At 66.3% G+C, this 20,317-nt stretch carries 17 protein-coding genes and 1 pseudogene; 6 read left to right on the forward strand and 12 right to left on the reverse strand.

What is annotated here, in order from left to right; all coding sequences use genetic code 11:
- Nucleotides 1–1,829, reverse strand: a 1,829-nt coding sequence (locus tag JYJ84_RS04540; RefSeq protein ID WP_205189122.1) for a DUF4132 domain-containing protein, incomplete at its 3' end; no start/stop codon positions are given.
- Between the two features lie 678 nt (nucleotides 1,830–2,507).
- Between JYJ84_RS04540 and JYJ84_RS04545 the strand changes: the two genes are divergently transcribed.
- The gene (locus JYJ84_RS04545) at nucleotides 2,508–3,932 is read left to right on the forward strand and encodes a PLP-dependent aminotransferase family protein (protein ID WP_174932707.1); all 1,425 of its coding nucleotides are present in this window, start codon (nucleotides 2,508–2,510) and stop codon (nucleotides 3,930–3,932) included.
- Between the two features lie 53 nt (nucleotides 3,933–3,985).
- On the opposite strand, the gene JYJ84_RS04550 is transcribed toward JYJ84_RS04545, so the two are convergent.
- From JYJ84_RS04550 to JYJ84_RS04560, 3 genes are all read right to left on the reverse strand, one after another.
- Nucleotides 3,986–5,425 carry an MFS transporter gene (locus JYJ84_RS04550; RefSeq protein ID WP_175220650.1) on the reverse strand — a complete coding sequence of 480 codons (1,440 nt, stop codon included), beginning with the start codon at nucleotides 5,423–5,425 and terminating at the stop codon, nucleotides 3,986–3,988.
- Nucleotides 5,426–5,603: 178 nt separating this feature from the next.
- A complete protein-coding gene (locus JYJ84_RS04555) occupies nucleotides 5,604–6,755 on the reverse strand; it encodes a CaiB/BaiF CoA-transferase family protein (RefSeq protein WP_122950530.1) in 1,152 nt (383 codons plus the stop codon).
- Between the two features lie 7 nt (nucleotides 6,756–6,762).
- Entirely contained in the window at nucleotides 6,763–7,704 is a 942-nt protein-coding gene (locus tag JYJ84_RS04560) for a hydroxymethylglutaryl-CoA lyase (RefSeq protein WP_122950531.1), read from the reverse strand.
- Nucleotides 7,705–7,851: 147 nt separating this feature from the next.
- Here JYJ84_RS04560 and JYJ84_RS04565 point away from each other — a divergent pair, with 147 nt between their 5' ends.
- A complete protein-coding gene (locus tag JYJ84_RS04565) occupies nucleotides 7,852–8,769 on the forward strand; it encodes a LysR family transcriptional regulator (RefSeq protein WP_175220648.1) in 918 nt (305 codons plus the stop codon).
- Between the two features lie 74 nt (nucleotides 8,770–8,843).
- Here JYJ84_RS04565 and moaD read toward each other — a convergent pair whose 3' ends face one another.
- From moaD to fdhD, 5 genes are all read right to left on the reverse strand, one after another.
- A complete protein-coding gene (moaD, locus tag JYJ84_RS04570) occupies nucleotides 8,844–9,101 on the reverse strand; it encodes a molybdopterin converting factor subunit 1 (RefSeq protein ID WP_122950533.1) in 258 nt (85 codons plus the stop codon).
- Between the two features lie 52 nt (nucleotides 9,102–9,153).
- Nucleotides 9,154–9,723, reverse strand: coding sequence for a molybdenum cofactor biosynthesis protein MoaE (locus JYJ84_RS04575; protein WP_175220646.1), 570 nt, complete (start codon nucleotides 9,721–9,723; stop codon nucleotides 9,154–9,156).
- Between the two features lie 46 nt (nucleotides 9,724–9,769).
- Entirely contained in the window at nucleotides 9,770–10,894 is a 1,125-nt protein-coding gene (gene moaA, locus JYJ84_RS04580) for a GTP 3',8-cyclase MoaA (RefSeq protein ID WP_175220644.1), read from the reverse strand.
- Between the two features lie 217 nt (nucleotides 10,895–11,111).
- The gene (glp, locus tag JYJ84_RS04585; protein ID WP_175220643.1) at nucleotides 11,112–12,326 is read right to left on the reverse strand and encodes a gephyrin-like molybdotransferase Glp; all 1,215 of its coding nucleotides are present in this window, start codon (nucleotides 12,324–12,326) and stop codon (nucleotides 11,112–11,114) included.
- Complete coding sequence (fdhD, locus tag JYJ84_RS04590) at nucleotides 12,326–13,195, reverse strand: formate dehydrogenase accessory sulfurtransferase FdhD (protein ID WP_175220641.1); 870 nt, start codon at nucleotides 13,193–13,195, stop codon at nucleotides 12,326–12,328. Before fdhD ends, glp begins: the two co-directional genes overlap by 1 nt.
- Before the next feature lie 427 nt (nucleotides 13,196–13,622).
- On the opposite strand from fdhD, the gene JYJ84_RS04595 reads away from it, so the two are divergent.
- The 3 genes from JYJ84_RS04595 to JYJ84_RS04605 all read left to right on the forward strand — a co-directional run bounded on the left by JYJ84_RS04595 (nucleotide 13,623) and on the right by JYJ84_RS04605 (nucleotide 17,132).
- Nucleotides 13,623–15,023, forward strand: a complete 1,401-nt coding sequence (locus JYJ84_RS04595) for a cytochrome ubiquinol oxidase subunit I (RefSeq protein WP_122950538.1) — start codon at nucleotides 13,623–13,625, stop codon at nucleotides 15,021–15,023.
- A 3-nt stretch (nucleotides 15,024–15,026) separates the two neighbouring features.
- Nucleotides 15,027–16,034, forward strand: a complete 1,008-nt coding sequence (cydB, locus tag JYJ84_RS04600; protein ID WP_122950539.1) for a cytochrome d ubiquinol oxidase subunit II — start codon at nucleotides 15,027–15,029, stop codon at nucleotides 16,032–16,034.
- Nucleotides 16,035–16,211: 177 nt separating this feature from the next.
- Nucleotides 16,212–17,132 carry a bestrophin family protein gene (locus JYJ84_RS04605; RefSeq protein ID WP_089454338.1) on the forward strand — a complete coding sequence of 307 codons (921 nt, stop codon included), beginning with the start codon at nucleotides 16,212–16,214 and terminating at the stop codon, nucleotides 17,130–17,132.
- A 25-nt stretch (nucleotides 17,133–17,157) separates the two neighbouring features.
- On the opposite strand, the pseudogene JYJ84_RS04610 reads toward JYJ84_RS04605, so the two are convergent.
- From JYJ84_RS04610 to JYJ84_RS04620, 3 genes and pseudogenes are all read right to left on the reverse strand, one after another.
- Nucleotides 17,158–17,671: pseudogene (locus JYJ84_RS04610) on the reverse strand (IS5 family transposase); the annotation flags it as partial.
- A 104-nt stretch (nucleotides 17,672–17,775) separates the two neighbouring features.
- A complete protein-coding gene (locus JYJ84_RS04615) occupies nucleotides 17,776–18,171 on the reverse strand; it encodes a VOC family protein (RefSeq protein ID WP_307872091.1) in 396 nt (131 codons plus the stop codon).
- A 305-nt stretch (nucleotides 18,172–18,476) separates the two neighbouring features.
- Nucleotides 18,477–19,304, reverse strand: a complete 828-nt coding sequence (locus JYJ84_RS04620; protein ID WP_122950541.1) for an SDR family oxidoreductase — start codon at nucleotides 19,302–19,304, stop codon at nucleotides 18,477–18,479.
- A 97-nt stretch (nucleotides 19,305–19,401) separates the two neighbouring features.
- Here JYJ84_RS04620 and JYJ84_RS04625 point away from each other — a divergent pair, with 97 nt between their 5' ends.
- Entirely contained in the window at nucleotides 19,402–19,779 is a 378-nt protein-coding gene (locus JYJ84_RS04625) for a heavy metal-responsive transcriptional regulator (protein WP_122950542.1), read from the forward strand.
- The last annotated feature ends 538 nt before the right edge of the window (nucleotides 19,780–20,317 follow it).

Below are 20,317 nucleotides of genomic sequence, written 5' to 3' on the forward strand. Positions count from 1 at the left end.
TCGGCCGCGCGCGTCGCGTCATCGTCGAGCGCGAATGCGGCGACGCTGACGAGCAGGTCGACCGCGCGCGCCACCTCCGAGAACACGACGGGATCGATTTCGCCGATCGGCGCGGCCATCCAGCGCCGCTCGAGCCTGCGTTCGACGTGCAGCCGGCCCGACGTGCCCTGGCCGTTCGTGCCGGGAAAGAGCCGCGCGGCGACGTTGAAGGTCGCGCGCACGTCGCCGAACTCGCGTGCGAGACCGTCGTCGTACGCGCGGATCGACCAGCCTTCGCGGCGCGCGACGCCGAGCAGCGGGCGGCTCGCGAGGACATGACCTTCGAACATCGCGGAATCACTGGTCGCGGCGTCTTCGTCGGCCGGCACGTAGAACTCGCGGAATGCCTGCCGAATGGGTTGCCGGATCGCACGGCCGACGATCGCGCGCTGCCACGCGAGCCGCTCGTCCGCATCGGCCAGCAGCGGATGCCAGAGCCGGATCTCGCTGTCGGCGTCGAGTTCGCACGCCGCGCCGGCGGCATCGCGCAGCACGATCTTGCCTTTCGCGATGTCGGGCATGAACGAGACCGTCGCGCCGTCGCGCGCGCGTGCCTGCCAGATCATGCGGGTCGAGAACGCGGCGCCGGCCGGCGCATCGACGAGGCGCTCGCGCCATTCGGCATGGCCCAGCGTCATCGACTGCCAGAAACCCGCTTCCATGCAGGTGGCGAGCATCGTGAGCTGCTTCTTGTCGGGCTTCGCGTCGAGCGTCATGCGAAGCGCGGTGTGCGGCCGTTCGCCGAGCGCGCGTTCGGCAGGCTTCAGGTTGCGCGCGAGCTTCTTCTGCACGCCCGCGTGACGCACGGTGGCCAGCGCATCGCGCAGCGCACGCAGGCTCTCGGGTGTCGGGATCGTCTCGACCGCATGGCCGAGCGCGATCGCAAGCGATTGCGACGGCGCGGTTTTCGCGGCGGTCGGCGCGACACACACACCGGTCAGCAGCGGCCCGATCAGCGGGGGGAGCCACGGCGCGTCGCGATAGGCCGCGACGCGCGCCGCGCGCGCGACGACCTGCGCGTCGTCGGTCGTAAACGCGCGATCGGCCTGATAGGGGACGTCACCCGCGTGAATCGCGGCGACGTGCCGCGCGGCTTCGGTCAGCGTATCGCGCGCGAAGTCGACGTAAGCGGGTTCCTCCGCGAGCGTGGCGGCCGGATCGTCGGCATCGAACCACAGCCGCTTCGGCGCGAAATAACCGTCGTTCGTCGCGGCCAGCGCGAGCAGCGCGGCCGGCCCGAGTTCGGGCAGCACGTCGAGCTCGCGCACGCGCGCCGGTGAATCGGCATTCAACTGCGCATACGCGTCGCGCAAGGCCGTGATGTCGCGCTGGCCGGCGAACGAGTGGAGCGCATATTTTCCATACACGGAGAGTTTTTGCAGGCCGTCGTTCTGCGGTTCGTCGAGGATGCGCGAGAGTTCGGCCTGCAGCGCGGGCGCGGGCAGCGCATCGAGACACGACAGTTCCTGTAACGCGCGCCGCCACGCGCCGGCCGGAATGTCGCGGAACAGTTCGAGCGCGGCCTCGGCATCGACGAGCGGCGCGAGATCGAGCGCGTCGATCTGTGCGCGCAGCCAGCGTGCGAATGTGGCGCGCGGATCGTCGCGGGTGTAGTCGTGCTGCGCGACGAGTTCCTCGGTGCGGCGCAGCGCGGGCCACACCGCGCCGAGCCCGTGTGCGTCGAGCGTCGACAGGTCGAGCGGCGCGCCGGTGAAGCGCGGGTGGTCGGCGGTGTCGGTCAACCGTGCGACGAGCTGGGCGACGACAGGCGGGTGGACGGATTCGGTCATGATGTTGGGCGGCTCTCGCGTGGCGGGATCGGATCGGCGTCAGTGGTGTCAGCGCAGCCGCAGCCGCTCGACCATCTCGTGGATGACGATATGGCGGATCGCGCGCAGCAGGTGCATCTCGCCGCCGAACGTCGCTGTGTTACATCCCGACGGCGAAATTCAAGAAGAAACCGTGCGATCGACGAGTTTTGGGCGGCTGACGGGCGGAATTGTATGAAAAACCGTGAGATCGCACTGTTTTCATTCCCGATTTGCCCGGCAACGTGTCCCGGCCACCCCGTGCGTTCGTCACCGCTGTCCTGCCGTTCCGTAAAGTCACGAACCTCCGCCCGGCGCCGCTGCGCGCGGCTTGCCGAGGCTGCGACCCATTCATAAGACATACAGTTTTCGCACGCCGGGCGATTCGCGCCGAACTGTACTCTTGTTCGCGTGATCGATGTGTGTACTCGTCGCCAACTGTTCTGCTCTTAAGATTCCATCATCAAGTGCACAGTGCCGCAGATCCAGTCGTACCGGAACCCTGTCGGCGCATCTTCAAGAGAGAGCCAGTGCGATGGAAAAGGCAAAACCGGAGGGAAGGATCAGGAATCACGACGGCCCGGTCGGCGGGCGAAACACGTGCGTGTCGGGCGCACACGGCAGGGCGGAGCGGCTGCGCATGCCGGCGGGAGGCGCGCGATGAAACTCTATGAAAAACTCGCGGACGACATCGAGCGCCTGATCCGCCAGGGCGTGTACCGGCACGGCGACCGGATTCCGTCGGTGCGGCAGGCGAGCCAGCAGCACCGGATCAGCATCACGACCGTGCTGCACGCGTATCTGCTGCTGGAAAGCCGCGGGCTGCTCGAAAGCCGCCCGCAGTCCGGCTATTTCGTGAACCTGCGGCGCGACGACAGCCATGCGCCGGTGCGCGAGTTGCGGCCGTCGAAGCCGATCGCGATCTCGTCGTCGGTCGACGTGAGCCGGCTCGTGTTGTCGACGCTGCGCTCGATCGGTACCGACGACGCGGTGCCGCTCGGCTCACCGTACCCGGACCCGAGCCTGTTCCCGTTCGAAAAGCTGAACCGCTACGCGTATGCGGCCGGCCGCGACAAGTCGCTGTGGGGCGTGACGGACGGGCTGCCACCCGGCCATCCACGGCTGATCCGGCAGATTGCGCGTCGCTACCTGGAAAACGGGATGTCGGTGGACCCGAACGAGATCATCGTGACGGTCGGCGCGACGGAGGCGATCAACCTGTGCCTGCAGGCCGTTGCGAAGCCGGGCGACACGATTGCGGTGGAGTCGCCGACGTTCTACGCGATGCTGCATGCGATTGAGCGGATGGGGATGAAGGCGATCGAGGTGGCGACGCATCCGGAATACGGGATCGACATCGCGGCGCTGGCCGCGATCGCGAAGTCGCAGCCGATCGCCGCGTGCATGGTGATGCCGAACTTCCAGAACCCGCTCGGCTTCCAGATGCCCGACGAGCGCAAGCGCGAACTGGTCGAGTTCGCGACGAAGGCCGGGATGCCGCTGATCGAGAACGGCGTGTACAACGAGCTGTATTTCGGCGACGCGCATCCGAGTTCGCTGAAGTCCTACGACCGAAGCGGGATCGTGCTGCATTGCTCGTCGTTCTCGAAGAGCCTGACGGCTGCGTACCGGATCGGCTGGGCGCTGCCGGGCCGTTATCGCGACCAGGTCGAGAAGCTGAAATTCCTGAACACGCTCGCGACGCCGTCGTTGCCGCAGCTCGCGATCGCGGAGTTTCTCGAACGCGACGGCTACGAGCATCACCTGCGACGTCTGCGCAAGGCGTATGCGCAGCAGGCGAACCTGATGCGCGCGATGGTGTCGCGGTTCTTTCCGGAGGGCACGCGCATCTCGAGCCCGGCGGGCGGGTACGTGCTGTGGGTCGAGCTGCCCGCGCAGGTCGATGCGATGCGGTTGTACCAGCTCGCGCTGGAGCAGGGAATCACGATCGGGCCCGGCTACATGTTCTCGATCACGGACAGCTACCGGAACTTCATCCGGCTGAACTACAGCAGCCCGTGGTCGCCGGAGATCGAGCAGGCGGTGATCACGGTCGGGAAGCTGGCCTCGGCGTGCATGCGGTAGACGGGGGCGTGCCTGCCTGGCGCCGATCGGCGTAACCCGGATGGTTCCAGGCGTCAGCGATTGAGCTCCTCGAGCCGCACGCCATTGGTCCTTGGGCCGAACGCGCCGATGACGACGACCACGACGAGCATGAACACGGTGATCCCGGTGAACACGCCGGGCACGCCGAAGTCCTTCAGCAGCGCAGCGATGATGAAGCCCGACATCATCGCGCCGGCGCGGCTGGCCGAATACGCGATGCCGCTCGCGCGGGAGCGCACCTCGGTCGGGAACAGCTCGCACTGATACGCGTGATACGCGACGGAGATCGTCTGCCCGGCGAGGCTGATCAGCACGCCGAGCACGATGAGCGGCACGACGGTCTTGACCTGCGCGAACGCGAGCCCGCAGACGATCACGGCCAGCGCACCGCCGACGATCAGGTGCTTGCGCTGGATGCGGTCCGCATAGCGCATCGCGAGCAGCGGCCCGGCCGGCATCGCGAACGCGATGACGAACGCGTACAGCAGGCTCTTCGTGACGGTGATGCCCTGGCCGATCAACAGTGTCGGCACCCAGTTCGCGAATCCGTAGTAGCCGATGGCCTGGCAGAAGTTGAACGCGACGAGCATCAGCAGGCGGGTGCGATAGGGTGCGCGCCACAATGCCGCGAATGCCGCGCGGGGTACTTCGGGTGCCTCGCTCGCCGGTGCGGGCGGCGGCAGCGGCATGCCTGACTCGCGCTCGGCGATCGCTTCCATCCGGCTCACGATCTGCTCGCTTCGCTCGGCGTCGCCGCGCGCGGCCAGCCACCGCGGGCTTTCGGGCACCGCACGGCGGATGAACCAGACGATCACGGCGCCGGCCGAGCCGGCCAGCACCACGATGCGCCAGCCGTCGAGACCGAACACGGTCGCGGGCACGAGCCACCACGACAGGATCGCGGCGACCGGCGCGGCGGCGAACATCACCACCTGGTTGAACGCAATCGCGCGGCCGCGCATCTGCTGCGGGACGAGTTCGGTCACGTAGGTATCGATCGTGACGATCTCCAGCCCGACGCCGATGCCGGTGATGAAGCGCCACAACAGCACGCCTTCGGGCGTCGTCTGGAACGCCATGATGGCCGAGCCGATCGAGTACCACAGCAGCGAGTACGTGAAGACGGCGCGGCGTCCGTAGCGGTCCGGCATCCAGCCGAAGCCGAACGTGCCGACGAACAGCCCCGCGAAGGTCGCCGCAATGAAGGCGGCGATGCCGGTGAAGCCGAAGAATGCCTGCGTGGTGGTCTGCAGCAGGCCGCTCCTGGCCATGCCCGGTGCGATATAGCCGGTGAAGATCAGGTCGTAGACTTCGAAGAAGCCGCCGAGGGAAATCAGCAGCACGAGCATCCACTGGTGCCGGGTGACCGGCAGCCGGTCCATGCGCGCGGAGATGTCCGTGCCGGTGCGGATGCCGGTGCGTACCTGCGGCGTATCGAGCGGGGTGCCGCCCGCGGTGACGGTCTGATGCATGGGTTGTCTCCTGATCTTCTGACCGGCGGCATGCTTCTCCGAGCTGCCTGCCTTGATAACGGTTATAGGCGCACGCGACGTGGACGGCGCGCCGGAATCCCCGCGGCCTGCGGCCCGTTGCGCGACCGGGCCGGCACCGACGCCGGCTGGCCGTCGCCGCGCCGGCATCGGCTATCGCTCATGCAACCGCGCGGCGTTTCAGCCGTGCCAGCACTTCCTGCGTGTGCTCGCCGACGCGCGCGAGCGCCTGACGCACGCCGGGCCGTCGTCCGCCCATCGTGATCGGCAGCAGCACGACATCGGTCGTGTCGCCGTCGTCGGTCTGCATCGGCACCAGTCCGCCGCTCGCTTTCAGGTGCGGATCGTCGAGCAGTTGCTCGGGACGGACGATCGGCGCATATGGAATGCCGGCCGCTTCGAGTTTCGGCGACAGGTCGGCGGCGCGATGGTCCTTGAGGATCGCACCGAGCCGTTCGAGCAACCGCGGCCGCACGGCGACCCGCTGCGCGTTGGTGGCGAAATCGGGTTCGGCGGCGAGCCCGGGGCAGGCGAGCACGTCGCACAGCGTGACGAACTGCCGGTCGCTCACGGCACCGATGAACAACTGTTCGCCGTCCGCGAGCGCGAACACGTCGTAGACGCTCCACGCCGACACGCGCGCAGGCATCGGCGGCGGCGGTTCGTGTGTCATCGCGTATTGCTGCATGTGCTGCGCGCACAGGAACACGCAGTTCTCGAACAGCGCGCTCTGTACTTCCTGCCCGCGCCCGGTGCGTTCGCGTTCGCGCAGCGCGGCGAGTACGCCGATCGCGCCGAACATGCCGCCCATGATGTCGTTGACCGACGTGCCGGCGCGCAGCGGTCGGCCGACCGGCCCCGTCATGTACGACAACCCGCCCATCATCTGCACGACTTCGTCGAGCGCGAGGCGCCGGTCGTACGGGCCGGGCAGGAAACCCTTGTGCGTCACGTAGACGAGCGCCGGGTAGCGGGCCGACAGCGTGTCATAGTCGAGGCCGAGCGTCGCCATCAGGCCCGGGCGGAAATTCTCGAGCATCACGTCGCAGGTGCCGATCAGTTCGACCGCGGCCTCCTTGCCCTCGGGCGTATGGAGATCGAGCACGACGCTCTTCTTGTTGCGGTTGAAGGAACGGAAGAAGCCGATGCCGAGGCCGGGCAGGTTGCGCGTCTTGTCGCCACCGGGCGGCTCGACCTTGATCACTTCGGCGCCGAGATCGGCGAGGATCATCCCGCACGTCGGCCCCATGACCATGTGCGTGAATTCGACGACGCGAATGCCGTCGAGTGGAAGTCGGGTGTCGTGGTTCATGATGGGTTCAGGCGATGGTGGTGGCCGCGGTGGTGTGGGTGGCCGGCAGGCCCGCGCGCCACAGCGCGCCGTGCAGCGTTTCGCCGTCCAGCCAGCGCGCGACCTTCGCGCGCAGCGTCAGCAGCGCGGCAATGTCGATGCCGGTCTCGATTCCCATGTCGGCAAGCATGAACGCGAGGTCTTCGCTCGACGCGTTGCCGCTCGCCCCCGGCGCATGCGGACAGCCGCCGATGCCGGCGAGCGTCGCGTCGAAGCGGGCGACGCCCGTTTCGAGCGCCGCGTACACATTCGCGAGCGCGAGGCCGCGGGTGTCGTGAAAGTGGCCGCACCAGAAGCGCTCGCCCGCGGCGGCGCGCGCCTTGCCGAACAGTTCGCCGACGGCGGCCGGCCCCGCGTAGCCGACCGTATCGGCGATGCTCACGCGGTCGGCGCCGGCATCGAGCAACGCATGCAGGTAACGCAGCACCGCCGATTGTTCGACGCGGCCCTGGATCGTGCAGCCGAATGCGGTGCCGATGCCGCCTTCGATCAGCGCTTTCGAGCCCGCCGCATCGCGCGCGGCGCGGATGCGCGCCACTTCGGCGACGACTTCGTCGGGGGTCTTGCGCAGGTTCGCGATGCTATGCGCGCGGCTCGCCGAGAGCGGCACCAGCATCAGGTCGGCACCCGCGTCGAGCGCGTGCTCCGCGCCCTTGAGGTTCGGCACCAGCACCGACACGCGCAGGCCGGGCAGCGTCTTCGCATACGACACGAGCTCGGCCGTATCGGCCAGTTGCGGGAGCAGGCGCGCCGGCACGAACGATCCGACCTCGATTTCGCGCTGACCGGCCGCGTACGCGTCGCCGATCCACTCGATCTTGCATTTCGTCGGAAGAATGCGCGGGATGCTTTGCAGCCCGTCGCGCAAGCCGACTTCGCGAATGACTGCATGCTGGGGGAACGACCGCATGTCGCTTGTCTCCGTTGATTTCGCCCGTGTCGATGCACCGGCGTCGTGCTAACTTTAGACATTCCTGATGGACATTAAAGCGGTATTTCGGAACCGTTACGTTTCCGAAATGGAATGTCTGAATGCTTGATTGCCTGGAGACGGCAGATGCGCGACATCGACCTGAAAACGCTACGGCTGCTGGTTGCCGTGTGCGATCACCGCAATATGGCGCGGGCGGCGGAGGCGGTTCATATCGAGCCGTCGGCGATCAGCAAGCGCATCGCGCAACTCGAAAGCGACCTGGGCGTGCCGCTGCTCACGCGCTCGCGGCGCGGCGTCGAGCCGACGGCCGCGGGCAATGCGCTGCTCGAGCATGCGCGCAGCGTGCTCTTCACGATGGAGCGCATCGCGAGCGATATCGCTGCGTTCGGCGGCGGGCTGAAGGGGCGCGTCAGCATCTGCGCATCGGCATCGGCGATCGCGGAGGCCTTGCTCGACGACATTTCGTCGTTCATGCGCGAGCCGGCCAACGAGAACATCCGGGTCGACGTGGAAGAGCGGTTGTCGTCCGAACTCGTGCGGCAGTTGCGCGAGGGCGCGGCGAGCGTGGGCGTGTGCTGGGACAACGTCGATCTTCAGGGCCTGCAGCATCGGCCGTATCGGCAGGACCGGCTGGCGCTGGCCGTGCACCGCGATCATCCGCTCGCGAACGAGCCGTCGCTGAGCTTCGAGCAGACGCTGGGCTACGAGCATGTCGGTCTGCTGCCGACGACCGCCGTTCACACGCTGTTGCAGCGCGCGGCCGCCGATGCCGGCACGACCGTGTCGTATCGCGTGATCGTGTCGGGGTTCGATGCCGCGTTTCGCGTCGTCGCGGCCGGGCTCGGGATCAGTGTCGTGCCGATGGAAGTGGCCGATACGTATCGGCCGGTGTTCGGCATCAAGGTGATCCCGCTCGTCGATACGTGGGCGAAGCGCCGGTTCGTCGTCTGTTTCAGGAGCTTCGATGCGCTGCAACCGGCGGCACAGCGGATGGTCGACTATCTGTCGAGCCGGGCCGCGATGCCGGCTGTGAGCGGCTGATACGCAACGCCAACGCGTGCGAACTGCGACGGGCGATCGATGTCACGCCGGGTTCGTTCCGGCTCGTCGTGATGTCAGCCGCCCGTCACCGGCGGGAAAAACGCCACCTCGCTGTCCTCCCGCACGACGAATTCCCCCGTCACCATCTCGAGATTGACGGCCGCCCGCACGGGCCGCTCCGTCCGCAGCGCTTCCGCGCTGCGCGCGTCGCGTGCGGCCAGCGTGTCGCGCAGTGCGTCGACGGTGAGTTCGCGCGCATCGATCTCGACGATTTCCTCGTCGCGATCGAGTTGTTCGCGAATGCTTGCAAAGTATTTGATCGTCAGTTTCATCGCGATGTCTTGAAAGGAATCGGCGGAATCGGAAAGGGTGCAGCGCGCACGTTCAGCCCCAGCGGCGCATTGCCTGGTCGTCGTGCGCCTTCGCCTCGACCCAGCCGGATACGCCGTCGTGGCGGATCTCCTTCTTCCAGAACGGTGCATGGGTCTTCAGGAAGTCCATCAGGAATTCGCACGCATCGAACGCGGACCCGCGATGCGCGGCGGCCACCACGACCAGCACGACCGCCTGGCCGAGCGGAATGCGCCCGACGCGATGCACGATCTTGATCGCTTCGAGCTGCCAGCGCGCGCTGGCTTCTTCGACGATGCTCCACAGGGCCTGTTCGGTCATCGTCGGATAGTGCTCGACCTCGAGCGCGACGACATCGTCGACATCACCTTCGTTGCGCACGACGCCGAGGAAATTGACGACCGCGCCGACATTCGGATTGCGAACGATCGGCGCGAGCTCGGCACCGGCGTCGATCGGCGCGTACTGCACGCGTACTTCGAAGCCAGCGGTAATCGCCGGTGGCAGCTCGGGGTGCGGCTCGGTCGGGCCGTCGGGAGCGGGGCTGCCGGCGTGCAACGGATCGTCCGGCAGCCCGGCACGGGATTCGGTGAAAGTCGTCATGACGATTCTCCTGTTGTCGGTGCGTTCTGTGTCGCGCGGCGGCCCCTCAGCCGCCGACCAGCGACATGCGCACGGTCGGATAGGTCTTGCCCGGCGCGCGGGCCGGCCGTGCGGCCCGGCGCTCGGAATAGCGATCGTCGCGTTGCGCCCAGCGATCGCGCACCGCGGCGGCGAGTTCGGCGGTCGACGCTGCATCGTCGAGCCATGGCCGCAGGTCGGTGCCTTGCGTTGCGAACAGGCACGTATAGAGCTTGCCGTCGGCCGACACGCGGGCGCGCGAGCAGGTGCCGCAGAACGGATGCGACACGCTCGCGATGAAGCCGACTTCGCCCGCGCCGTCGATGTGCGCGCAACGGATCGCGGTCGCGTCGTGTGCCGGTTCGCCGACGAGCACGAGCGGATAGTGCGCATCGATCAGAGCGCGCATCTGCGCGGCCGGCACGACCTTGTCGCCGGACCAGAAGCTTGCGCCGCCGACGTCCATGTATTCGATGAAGCGCACAGCCACGCCCCACTGCCGGAAGTGGCGCACGAGCGGCAGGATCTGGTCGTCGTTCACGCCACGCTCGATCACCGCGTTGACCTTGACCGGCGCGAGCCCGGCCGCCTGCGCGGCCTCGATGCCGGCCAGCACGCGCGACACGGGCACGTCGGCATCGCTCATCCGGCGGAACACCGCGTCGTCGAGCGCATCGAGGCTGACGGTCACGCGCGACAGCCCCGCGTCGCGCAGCGTGCGCGCCTTCGCGGCCAGCAGCGAGCCGTTGGTCGTCAGTGCGATTTCGACGGGCTTGCCGTCGACGGTCGTCAGCGCGGCGAGGCGCTCGATCAACGCTTCGAGGTTGCGGCGCAGCAGCGGCTCGCCACCCGTGATGCGGATCTTTTCGACGCCGAGCGACGTGAACGCGCGGGCGATCTTTTCCAGTTGCGCGAACGACAGCCGCTCGGACGACGGCATGAACGCGTAGTCGGCGCCGAAGCTTTCGCGCGGCATGCAGTAGCCGCAGCGGAAATTGCACTGGTCGATCACGGACAGGCGCAGGTCGCGCAGCGGGCGGCCGAGCGTGTCGGTCGTGCGGGGGAAAGCGCCGGGCGATGCGCCGCCGGAAGGTGCGGCAGCGGCCGGCGCGGCGGAAACGATGGCATTCACGATCGGTTCGTCGGCCTGCAAGAAGTAAGCGGTGGGGCATCGCCGGGCGGCCGTGCGTGTGCGGATGCGCACGCGCACGGCGCGTGACGAGCCTCTTGGTGAGGATAGTCCGTCGGGTTTTTCCGGCAGGGACACAATCGCGCCCGAATTGCAGGAATACAGTTCGCCGAGCGGCCGGTGCGACCTGCGCGGCCTGTGTGGCGAATCGCGCGGATCGGGCGCGTGTCCGGCGTCGCGTTCATGCGAGCCAGTGCGCGAATTCGTAATACGGTACCGCGTCGCCGCACACGATGCGCTGCCCGGCCGGCAGCCGGGCAAGGCCGCTTGCCTGCACGAGCGACTGCAGCGTGCCGGCGCCTTGCTGGCGTAGCGTATCGAGTGCGGGTGTGCCGTCGAGGCCGACGGTGCAGTGCACGCGCACGAAGCGCTCGCGCTGCGCATCCGGTTCGAAATCGACGTCGATCGGCAGCGACGGCACGATCGGCAGGCGTGCATTGCGCCCCTGCAGGCGACGGATCAGCGGCGCGACGAACAGCGCGAACGCTGTCATCGCTGCGCCCGGATTGCCGGGCAGCAGCACCACCGGATGCGTGTCGAGCCGGGCGAGTGCAACCGGCTTGCCCGGCTTCATGCGTACGCCGGCGACGATGAACGACGCGCCGAGCGCGTCCAGCGCGGGGCGCAGCAGATCCTTGTCGCCGACCGACGCGCCGCCGACGCAGATCACGAGGTCGCAGCCCGCGTGCAGATCGCGCAGCGCGCGATCGACGGCGGGCGCGGTGTCGGCCGCATGCAGGCTCATCGCGACCTCGGCGCCGGTTCCCGCGACCAGCGCGGCGAGCATCGGCGCATTGCTGTTGTAAATCTGTTGCGGCGCGCGGGGCTGCCCGCACGCGACGAGTTCGTCGCCGGTCGTCAGGATACCGACGCGCAACGCCCGGCGCACGTCGACGCGCGCGAGCCCTTGCGCGGCGGCCACGCCGACATGCATCGCGCCCATCCGCACGCCGGCCGGCACGAGCAGGTCGCCGGCGCGCACTTCCTCGCCCCGGCGGCGGATGTGCGAGCCGCTGCGCTGCGGCGCGTCGAACGCGACCCAGCCGTCCTGCTCGCGTGCGTGCTCCTGCATCACGACGGTGTCCGCGCCCGGCGGAATCATGCTGCCGGTGAAGATGCGTGCGGCCGTGCGCAGGGCCAGCGGCGCCGGCGTGTCGCCCGCATAGCAGCGCTGCGCGACATGCAGCGGCTCGCCGTGCGCGAGATCCGCGTGACGCACGGCGTAGCCGTCCATCGCGCTCTGGTCGGCCGGCGGCTGGTCGAGCACGGCGATGAGCGGCGCGGCCAGCACGTGGCCGGCGGCTTCCGCGACCGGGACGGAGATCGTGGCTTCGAGCGGCGCGAATGCGCTGGCGAAATGCTGCTGCGCGGTATCGAAATCGGTCACTGGTTTCATCAGGAGAGAGCCGGATGCGCTTGAGCAAGCGCCGGTTGATCAGGCTGAACGGCGTCGGGCGACACGTACTCGACGAAGCCGTCGTTGCGGCAGAAGCCGAGCAGCCGCACACCGGCTTCGCGGGCGACGTCGATCGCGAGCGACGTCGGCGCCGAGATCGTCGCGATCATCGGGATGCCGACCCGCGCGGCCTTGCGTACCAGTTCGTAGCTTGCGCGGCTCGACAGGAACACGAAGCCTTCGTGCAGGTTCGCGCGGCGCCGCGCGAGCCGGCCGATCAGCTTGTCGAGCGCGTTGTGGCGGCCGACGTCCTCGAACACGTCGAGCACGGCGCCGTCGCGATCGCACCAGGCGGCCGCGTGAATGCCGCCCGTCTCGCGCATCAGCGTCTGGTGGGCAGGCAACTCACACGCGGCGCGTGCGATCGCTTCCGCGCCGATACCGGCGGCCGTGCCGGCGGCGGCGATGCGCGGCGGGTGCAGGTCGAGCTGCGCAATGCTCTCGATCCCGCATACGCCGCAGCCCGTGCGGCCGGCCAGCGCGCGCCGGTGGGCCTTCATCGCCATGAACGCCTGCTGCGACACGGTCAGCCGCACTTCGGCGCTGTCGGGCCGGCATTCGCTTTCGATATCGAAAACGTCCGACGCGCGCTCGACGATGCCTTCGCTCAGCGCGAAACCCAGGCCGAACACGTCGAGGTCGATCGGGGTCGCCATCATGACCGTGTGCGCAATATCGTTGAACACGAGTGCAACCGGCGTTTCGTCGACGACGCGGTCGACGGTGCCGCGCGCTTCGCCGGCACGGTGTCGTGTCACATGACACGCGGTGCTGCCGGTCGGATCGTCGCGGCGGATGCAGGACTCCATGCGGTTTTCTCCAGTCGGATCGGCCGGTGGGCCGGCCGGGGCGGGCGCGTATGCCCGACCAGGGGATTCGATGCTGCCGGGCGGGGGGGCGACCGAGGGGCGCGCCGTGGCCGCGGGCAGGCTTTGCATCGGATGTTAACGGGGATGAAAGGTACGCCGGATATACAGCGCCGCAATGCGGAAAGCAGTACAGCTGACCATCCCGCAGGCACGAAATGTGTTTTCCGTACACACATCTTCGGCGGCGGAAGCAGCACAGTTTTAACGCGCGTTCGAACGATTGCGAGTATCGTTGCAAACGCGATATCGTCATTCACGCTTCGATGCCATGCGAGTGACCGTTTGTGTTCGCATGTGTTGTCGCCAAGCCGTCGCGCGATTTCCTGCTTCGAGCGTACGCCCTCACAACCACGAGCAAATTACGGTCATGGAAATCTTCGATGCGTTCCATCTCGCCCGATTGCAATTCGCGTTCACGGTGTCGTTCCACATCGTGTTTCCGGCGATCAGCATCGGCATGGCGAGCTTCCTGGCAGTGCTGGAATGGCGCTACCTCGTCACCGGCGATGCCGCCTACAAATCCATGTTCCAGTTCTGGTCGAAGATCTTCGCGATCGGCTTCGGGATGGGCGTGGTCTCCGGCGTCGTGATGGCGTACGAGTTCGGCACCAACTGGGCCGGCTTCTCGCGCGTCGCGGGCAACATCACGGGCCCGCTGCTCACGTATGAAGTGTTGACGGCGTTCTTCCTCGAAGCCGGTTTCCTCGGCGTGATGCTGTTCGGCTGGCAGCGCGTGAGCCCGCGCGCACACTTCTTCGCGACGCTGATGGTCGCGGTCGGCACGCTGATCTCGACGTTCTGGATTCTCGCGTCGAACAGCTTCATGCAGACCCCGCAGGGCTACAAGATCGAGAACGGCCTCGTCGTGCCGGTCGACTGGTTCAAGATCATCTTCAACCCGTCGTTCCCGTACCGCCTCGTGCACATGACGATCGCGGCGTTCATCGTCGCGGGCTTCATTGTCGCCGCGTGCGGTGCGTGGCACCTGCTCAAGGGGCGCCGCGACGAGCCGGTGAAGCGCAGCTTCTCGATGGCGCTGTGGATGCTGCTGATCCTCGCGCCGATCCAGATCGTCGTCGGCGATGCGCACGGGCTGAACACGCGCGAATACCAGCCGGCGAAGATCGCGGCGATCGAGGGGCTGTGGGAAACCGAGAAGGGCGGCACCGCGCTGAACCTCTTCGGGTTGCCCGACATGCAGGCCGAAACCACGCGCTATGCGATCCAGGTGCCGCACCTCGGCAGCCTGATCCTCACGCACAGCTGGGACGGCGAGATTCGCGGGCTGAAGGAATTCCCGCCGCAGGACCGCCCGTATTCGCCGATCGTGTTCTGGACGTTCCGGATCATGGCGGGCCTCGGGATGCTGATGCTGCTCACCGCGCTGCTCGGGCTGCTGCTGAGAAAGGGCGGGCGCCTGTATGAAACCCGCTGGTTCCAGTGGTTCGTGGTGGCGATGGGGCCGTCGGGCATCCTCGCGCTGCTGGCGGGCTGGATCACGACCGAGGTCGGGCGTCAGCCATGGACCGTGTACGGCGTGCTGCGCACCGTCGATTCGGTTGCGCCGCTCAGCGCGCAGCAGGTCGGCGTGTCGCTGCTGATCTTCGTGGTCGTGTATTTCCTGGTGTTCGGAACGGGTATCTATTACATGATGAAACTGATGAAGCGCGGGCCGGCTGCCCAGGCCGGGTATATCGAGCTGCACCGGCATCCGGGGCTGCGCAAGAGCGCGCTGTCCACGCCGCTGAACGTGACCGAAGCGGAGTAAGCCATGCAAATCGATCTTCCTGTCATTTGGGCCGCGATCATCGGCCTCGGCGTATTCATCTACGTGATGCTGGACGGCTTCGATCTCGGTATCGGCCTGCTGTTTCCGTTCTTCGACGCGAAGGCCGAGCGCCAGGTGATGCTCGACACCGTTGCGCCGGTGTGGGACGGCAACGAGACGTTCCTGGTGCTCGGCGGTGCGGGGCTCTATGGCGCGTTCCCGGTCGTGTACTCGACGCTGCTGCCGGCGAACTACCTGCCGCTGGTGCTGATGCTGGTCGGGCTGATCTTCCGCGGTGCGGCGTTCGAACTGCGCGCGAAGGCTACCCGCACGCAACACATGTGGGATCTCGCGTTCATCGGCGGCTCGGCACTTGCCGCGTTCTGCCAGGGAATCGTGCTCGGTTCGCTGCTGCAGGGCATCAAGATCGAGAACAACCAGTTCGCGGGCGGGCCGTTCGACTGGCTGTCGCCGTTCAGCCTGCTGTGCGGGATCGGCGTGCTCGTCACGTATGCGACGCTCGGCTGCGGCTGGCTGATCCTGAAGGTTGACGGCGAACTGCAGCGCAAGATGCGCCTCCTGATGAAGCCGCTCGCGGGCGTGCTGCTCGCCGTGATGGGCGTGGTCAGCCTGTGGACCGTGATCGGGCTGCCGGCTGTCGCGCATCGCTGGTTCGGCAGCGGCAACCTCGGCTGGTTCCTGCCGGTGCCGATTCTCGTCATCGCGTGCGTGTGGGGCATCTTCCACACGGTGAAGCGCGAGCACGAGGCCACGCCGTTCCTGCTGACGCTCGCGCTCGTGTTCCTCGGCTACACGGGGCTCGTGATCAGCATCTGGCCGAACATCGTGCCGCCGTCGCTGACGATCTGGGACGCCTCGTCGAGCCATTCGAGCCAGAAGTTCGCGCTCGTCGGCACGGTGATCGTGCTGCCGATCATCCTCGTGTACAACGCGATGCAGTACCGCGTGTTCCGCGGCAAGGTGCGCGAGGGCGATATCGGCTATCACTGAGCGGCTATCACTGAACGCCGCATGATGTGACGGGCATGGCGGGCGCGGGCGTATCATCACGCGCAGCGCGGCACACTTGCCCGGCATTTACCCGACAGCGGCCCGCCACGCGCGGGCCGTTGCGCATCGGGCGCAGATGCGCCGTTCGATGCATCCCCTGGCAGTCGAGAAAACACCATGATCGTCCGACCACAACAAAACTGGCTCAGGATGCTGTTCGTCTGGAACGGCTCCGTGCTGCAATCGATCATTCCGCAGCTCGTGTTCATGGCGGTCGTCAGTACGCTGGCGGTCTTCACGAACGGGCGCATCTTCGGCGAAAAGATCCCGCTCAACACCGCGCCGTTCACGCTGTTCGGGCTCGCGCTCGCGATCTTTCTCGGGTTTCGCAACAGCGCGAGTTTCGAGCGCTTCAAGGAGGCGCGGCATCTGTGGGGCAACCTGCTGATCGCGGCGCGTACGCTGACGTCGCAGTTCAATCGCTACCTGCCTGACAGCGTGAGCGATGCCGAGCGCAACCGGCTCGCCGACCTGCTGATCGCGCTCACCTATGCACTGAAGCATCAGCTTCGTCATACCGATCCGACGGCGGACCTGCAGCGCATTCTCGGTGCGGAACGCACGACTGAGCTTGGCGGCAAATGCTTCAAGCCGGTCGCGATCCTCGACGAGCTGCGCGGCGGCATCGTCCGCGCGCTGGGCCGCGCGCCCGGTAGCGACGCGACCTGCTGGATGTTCGAGACGCAACTCGACGAGGTGGGCAAATCGGTCGGCGGGTGCGAACGCATCCTGTCGACGCCGATCCCGTTCTCGTACAGCGTGCTGCTGCATCGCACCGTGTATGCGTATTGCGTGCTGCTGCCGTTCGGCCTCGTCGATTCGACGGAGTTCTTCACGCCGCTGATCTGCGTGTTCATCTCGTACACGCTGATCGCGCTCGAAGCGATCGCGAGCGAGGTGGCCGAGCCGTTCGGCCTTGCGCCGAACGCGCTGGCGCTCGATGCGATATCGCGCACGATCGAGCGGTCGGTGCTCGAACTGGGCGACCGCCCGCTGCCGGAGGAATTCGTGCCGGCGTCGACGTACCAGATCACGTAGGCGGGGGCGCGCAAGCGCGGCAGTCGCGAAATCGCGTCGAACAGCGGCAGCAATTGCGTGACATCGTTGACGTTCGCGCCGGTCAGGATCGCGGCGAGCGGCGAGCGGCGAGCGGCGTGCCGTTGGCGTCGGTGACGATGTGGTGCCTGGAACCGGGTCGCGCGCGATCGGTAGGGTTTGGCCTGGTTTTTGGCCCGCCCCAACGGCGCGAATCGATCGCGAATCGACAGCGGCTCGCGAGAAGTCGATCTGGTCTGCTGCTCGCAGCTTCGCGAGCAGCAGCGCGTGCAAGCGGCCCCACACGCCGGCCGCCTGCCAGTCGCATAGTCGTCGCCAACATGTCACGCCCGAGCCGCACCCCATCTCGGCAGGCAGCTCGCGCCAGCGAAGCCGCGTCTCGAGAACGAACGAGATGCCAGTCAGTGCGGCGCGATTCGAAACAGGCCGGCGGCCGGGTTCTTCTCGCGCCGGGGCTTGGAGGGTGACAGTAGCGGTTCGATCGGTGTCCACAATTCGTCGTCAATGATCGGCTTGCCCATCTCCTCGGTCCCGGTTGTTCCGATGCCTGAGGCCAGCAGCTCGCAGCGAAAGTCAACAGCCCCACGGACCTTTTATGAAACCGTCTCCAAGTGAACGTTCGCCACTACTTGGTGGCGAACCCGCGACTTGAGATTGATATCGAATTGCCGTCAGGGTCCTTTGCGTTTGCAAAGCTGTAGCCATCCGCACCATGAGATACGCCGAATTCAAGCCCTCTCCTTGCACATTGGTCCTTGAAACCCTCAATGTCTTCGATATCGAACACCAGCTTTACGGACGCCTGCCCAGACTTCAAGCCCTTTCCTGCTTGATGAACCATGATGATGGCGCCCCCATGCGGCGAAACCAGTTCGGCTATCCGACCATCGGGGGCGAACTTGCACTCGAAGCCAAAGTGGCGTTCATAGAAAGCGCAGGTCGCCTGGACGTCCTTCGCATACAGCATTATCCGGCTCAATGTCGGTCGCATTCTTTCCTCGGTATCTTTGGATTTGCTCACGATAATGACGTGGAGAAACATAAGATCCACCTCACAGGTGGGCCGTCGTGCTCACGTGAATTGTCACCGATTTAGACGTAACCGTGAATGTCGTGAGGTGGCCGGTACAGGTGCGCTATACCGGCTGTAGCAGACGAACCTCACGTCGTGGCAAGCGGTGTATCGGAAAACATAAGGATGGCAAACGATATGCGCTTGATAATTCGTGTGGTACATGGACATCTGGGGCAACCCGGCGCGGTGATTCTCGATGGGCGCGCGTAGCAATCAACGTGCGGTAGCGGTCCGCGTGCGCGATGTAACGGCTAAGCGTTGACGTCCCCGGTCACCCGATCCCGAGCGTCTCTAGGCCGAAGGATCTTCTCGACCAGGCGTGCCGACATCTCGCGGCTCAACAGCCTTTGCAAATTGGCAAGCAGCCGATTTTGCGTCCCGACAATCCGATAGCTCCGGTTGCGATCGAGCGCCCACAAGGCATCCTGCACGACGTTTGCGACAGGCATCGGCGAGCCGACAGCTGCCTCCTTGGCACCCACGACATCAAAAAAGGCGGTTTGCGTTGCGCCGGGACACAGCGCGACGACACGAATGCCGCGATGCCGGTTCTCGGCCCATACCGCTTCGGAAAACGACAAGAGAAAAGCCTTGGTTGCGCCGTATACGGCCATATAAGGATCCGGCTGAAATGCGGCTGTCGATGCGACATTGATGACCGCACCATCCGATCGTGCCTGCATCCCCGGCAGCAGAAGATGAGTCAGCTCGATCGCGGCCATGCAGTTCACGAGGACTTCATCGCGTTGACGCGTCCACGGAATCGTTTCGAAGCGCCCATAAGCCGCAAAGCCCGCATTGTTGACGAGGACATCGACAACCGTACCGCTAGCCTTCAGGTGATGATCGATCGTCTGGACGGCGCCGGCGGCGCTCAGGTCAACCGTCAGGAAACCGGCGTCGCACGCATGGTCGCGTTGCAATTCCGCGGCCAGATCATGCAGTTTGTCGTGAGAGCGGGCGACAAGCAAAAGTTTCGCGCCACGTCTAGCCAACGCATAGGCGAATGCGCGTCCGATACCCGACGATGCACCGGTGACGAGTGCTGTTTTCCCGCGAAAATCGAAACGATTACTCATGGCCTGCTGATGGAGTGGAAGGTGAGTGGACTGTAAACCGTTGACTTAAGGCAACGGTCAAGCCTTAATGACGGTCCACGACATTGGGAGAGGTCGCATGCTTATCGGCGAACTGTGCAAGCGGGCGGGTGTATCGCGGGATACCGTGCGCTACTACGAGCGGATGGGGTTGCTGGACAAAGCAACACGACCTCACACGACAAATACGTACAAGCGCTATTCCGAAGTCTCGTTACAGCGGATACGGCTGATCGTCCACGCGAAGGCACTGGGCTTCACGCTCGCGGAAATTGGCGACGTCATCCACGTGTGGGATAGCCCGACGTTCGGCGTTGCGCAAAAAGCCGCATGCCTGCAAGCCAAGCTCGATGAGCTCGAAGAAAAGAGCCAGGCATTGGTTACGTTGCGTGCAGGGCTGCTGAATGCGCTGGCCAAAGTAGGCAGCGAATGTGTCGAAGGGGAAATCGCACGGTGACGGCGCGCGCGACGAAGACATTGAGTCGCGGAGAGGGGCCCATGCGAGATGTCACGGGTGTCAGCCGGCGCAGGGGAGCCGTCGCGGCTCAGGCGCTGATCGATGCTCTGGCGGCATGGGAGGCAGCCTGGTTTCGTGGCGGCCGGTGATCGGGCAGCGGCTGGGGAAGCAGATCGCCGCGGCGGGGTGTCGTGGGAGATGACGCGACAGAGGGGCTGTCGAATTCCTGAACTTCGTTCAGTTGGCGACTCGGCACCGGATGTCGTGCATCACGTGTGCTCGATCAACATGACGGCGGTGGTTCCGGGTTCGAGTGCTTCGAACACGTGGGCCTCGTCGGCTGAATCGCTCGCATAGTCGCCAGCGGATAGTGCGACGGGGCGCCCGGCGGGCCCCAGTCGGGCACGTCCGCGACAGAGGACGACATGTTCAATCGTTCCCGATGGATGCGGCTCAGACAGCCGTGGCGCACCTGGCTCGACCGCGAGCCGGTAGAGCGCGCTGAACGCCCGCAGGACAGACAGCCAGCAGGGTGGCG

This window comes from Burkholderia sp. LMG 13014 (assembly GCF_905232215.1).
Lineage (GTDB): Bacteria > Pseudomonadota > Gammaproteobacteria > Burkholderiales > Burkholderiaceae > Burkholderia.

Bases quoted from the DNA above. Each gene is read 5' to 3' on its own strand.
- JYJ84_RS04545 (WP_174932707.1), top strand. From the start codon at position 2,508: ATGAAACTCTATGAAAAACTCGCGGACGACATCGAGCGCCTGATCCGC.
- JYJ84_RS04550 (WP_175220650.1), bottom strand. From the start codon at position 5,425: ATGCATCAGACCGTCACCGCGGGCGGCACCCCGCTCGATACGCCGCAG.
- JYJ84_RS04555 (WP_122950530.1), bottom strand. From the start codon at position 6,755: ATGAACCACGACACCCGACTTCCACTCGACGGCATTCGCGTCGTCGAA.
- JYJ84_RS04560 (WP_122950531.1), bottom strand. From the start codon at position 7,704: ATGCGGTCGTTCCCCCAGCATGCAGTCATTCGCGAAGTCGGCTTGCGC.
- JYJ84_RS04565 (WP_175220648.1), top strand. From the start codon at position 7,852: ATGCGCGACATCGACCTGAAAACGCTACGGCTGCTGGTTGCCGTGTGC.
- moaD (WP_122950533.1), bottom strand. From the start codon at position 9,101: ATGAAACTGACGATCAAATACTTTGCAAGCATTCGCGAACAACTCGAT.
- JYJ84_RS04575 (WP_175220646.1), bottom strand. From the start codon at position 9,723: ATGACGACTTTCACCGAATCCCGTGCCGGGCTGCCGGACGATCCGTTG.
- glp (WP_175220643.1), bottom strand. From the start codon at position 12,326: ATGAAACCAGTGACCGATTTCGATACCGCGCAGCAGCATTTCGCCAGC.
- fdhD (WP_175220641.1), bottom strand. From the start codon at position 13,195: ATGGAGTCCTGCATCCGCCGCGACGATCCGACCGGCAGCACCGCGTGT.
- JYJ84_RS04595 (WP_122950538.1), top strand. From the start codon at position 13,623: ATGGAAATCTTCGATGCGTTCCATCTCGCCCGATTGCAATTCGCGTTC.
- cydB (WP_122950539.1), top strand. From the start codon at position 15,027: ATGCAAATCGATCTTCCTGTCATTTGGGCCGCGATCATCGGCCTCGGC.
- JYJ84_RS04605 (WP_089454338.1), top strand. From the start codon at position 16,212: ATGATCGTCCGACCACAACAAAACTGGCTCAGGATGCTGTTCGTCTGG.
- JYJ84_RS04620 (WP_122950541.1), bottom strand. From the start codon at position 19,304: ATGAGTAATCGTTTCGATTTTCGCGGGAAAACAGCACTCGTCACCGGT.
- JYJ84_RS04625 (WP_122950542.1), top strand. From the start codon at position 19,402: ATGCTTATCGGCGAACTGTGCAAGCGGGCGGGTGTATCGCGGGATACC.